This window comes from Aminobacter sp. P4_H6_2, assembly GCF_056400805.1.
Map to the genome: position 1 here is coordinate 1 of NZ_JBFUKO010000817.1, position 2051 is coordinate 2051.

A 2051-nucleotide genomic window follows, 5' to 3' on the forward strand; every position below is an offset into this window, starting at 1 on the left:
CCCTTCATGCTGTCGACATGGAAGATCGCGCCCGCACTCGCCGCAGGCTGCACCATCGTGCACAAGCCGGCGGAATTTTCCCCCCTGACCGCTCGTCTCCTAGTCGAAATCGCCGAAGAGGCCGGCCTGCCGAAGGGCGTGTGGAACCTCGTCAACGGCCTCGGCGAAGATGCCGGCAAGGCGCTGACCGAACACCCCGACATCAAGGCGATCGGCTTCGTCGGCGAAAGCCGCACCGGTTCGATGATCATGCGCCAGGGCGCCGACACACTGAAGCGCGTGCATTTCGAGCTCGGCGGCAAGAACCCGGTGATCGTCTTCGCCGACGCCGACCTCGAACGCGCGGCGGACGCTGCGGTGTTCATGATCTACTCGCTCAATGGCGAGCGCTGCACCTCGTCCTCGCGCCTGCTGGTCGAAGCCTCGATCTACGACAAGTTCACCRCCATCGTGGCGGAGAAGGCCAAGCGCATCCGTGTTGGCCATCCGCTTGATCCGCAGACGGTCGTCGGCCCGCTGATCCACCCGGTGCACGAAGAAAAGGTGCTGTCCTACATCGAGCTCGCTCGCTCGGAGGGTGCTACCATTGCTGCCGGTGGCGGCAAGGTCGAGGGACCAGGCGGTGGCTGCTATGTCGCGCCGACGCTGTTTACCGGCGCGCGCAACGACATGCGCATCGCCCAGGAAGAGATTTTCGGGCCGGTGCTGACCGCGATCCCGTTCAGCGATGAAGCCGAAGCTCTGGCAATCGCCAACGACACCCAATACGGCCTCGCCGGATATCTGTGGACATCGGACGTGACACGCGCCCTGCGCTTCACCGAAGGGCTAGCCGCGGGGATGATCTGGGTCAACTCGGAGAACGTCCGCCATCTCCCGGCACCGTTCGGCGGCGTGAAGAACTCCGGCATCGGCCGGGACGGCGGCGACTGGTCGTTCGATTTCTACATGGAAACCAAAAACATCGCCTTCGCCACGACGGCCCACAACATCCAGAAGCTCGGCGGCTGAGCGGGAACAGACATCATGCCATTGCCCACACCCAACCTCTATCCCGCCTTCAACATCGTGCGGCTCAGCCATGTCGAGCTGGCGGTCACGGATCTGGCCAGATCCCGCGCCTTTTATGTCGACACGCTCGGCCTCCAGGTCACCGACGAGACGGCTGATACAATCTACCTGCGCGCCATGGAAGAGCGCGGCCACCATTGCATCGTGCTGAAGCAAGGCGACAGGGCCGAAGCCCGCGACCTCGGTTTCAAGGTGTTCTCCGAGGACGACCTCGACCGGGCTGGACATTTCTTCAAGGCGAAGGAACTGCCGGTCGAATGGGTCGAACGGCCCTATCAGTCACGCACGCTGCGCACCCGCGACCCGCATGGCATTCCGCTCGAATTCTATTCGAAGATGGACCGGCTGGCGCCGATCCACCAGAAATACGCGCTCTACAAGGGCGTGAAGCCGCTGCGCATCGACCACTTCAACTGTTTCTCGCCTGACGTCGACCAGTCGGTGGCCTTCTACAACGAGCTCGGCTTCCGCGTGACGGAATATACGGAAGACGCCGAGAGCGGCAAACTGTGGGCGGCATGGACCCACCGCAAGGGCGGCGTTCACGACATCGCCTTCACCAACGGGCTTGGGCCGCGCCTGCATCACGTCGCCTTCTGGGTGCCGACACCGCTCAACATCATCGACCTGCTCGACCTGATGGCAACCACCGGTTACGTCGCCAATATCGAGCGCGGCCCAGGCCGCCACGGCATCTCCAACGCCTTTTTCCTCTACATCCGCGACCCCGATGGTCACCGCATCGAAATCTACTGCTCGGACTACCAGACGGTCGACCCCGATCTCGAGCCGATCAAATGGGACCTCAAGGATCCGCAGCGCCAGACGCTGTGGGGCGCCCCTGCGCCGCGCTCGTGGTTCGAGGAAGGCAGCACCTTTGCCGGCACCGAGCCGCGTCTGTCCGCGCTTGCGGCATCGCCGATCATCGCACCGTGAGGGCAACGACATGAGCGACAGGCCCCGTTTCGCCACCTACACGC

At 63.7% G+C, this 2051-nt stretch carries 2 protein-coding genes; both read left to right on the plus strand.

Annotated elements, in window-relative coordinates:
* On the plus strand, positions 1–1011 hold a 1011-nt coding region (locus AC1DUU_RS30520), incomplete at its 5' end, for an aldehyde dehydrogenase family protein (protein WP_476787053.1).
* Positions 1012–1026: 15 nt separating this feature from the next.
* Positions 1027–2007: a 3,4-dihydroxyphenylacetate 2,3-dioxygenase gene (hpaD, locus tag AC1DUU_RS30525; RefSeq protein WP_476787054.1), complete on the plus strand. Its 981-nt coding sequence runs from the start codon at positions 1027–1029 to the stop codon at positions 2005–2007.
* Positions 2008–2051 lie beyond the last annotated feature (44 nt).

Excerpts from the sequence above, each read along its gene's own strand:
- hpaD (WP_476787054.1), top strand. The coding sequence starts at position 1,027 with ATGCCATTGCCCACACCCAACCTCTATCCCGCCTTCAACATCGTGCGG.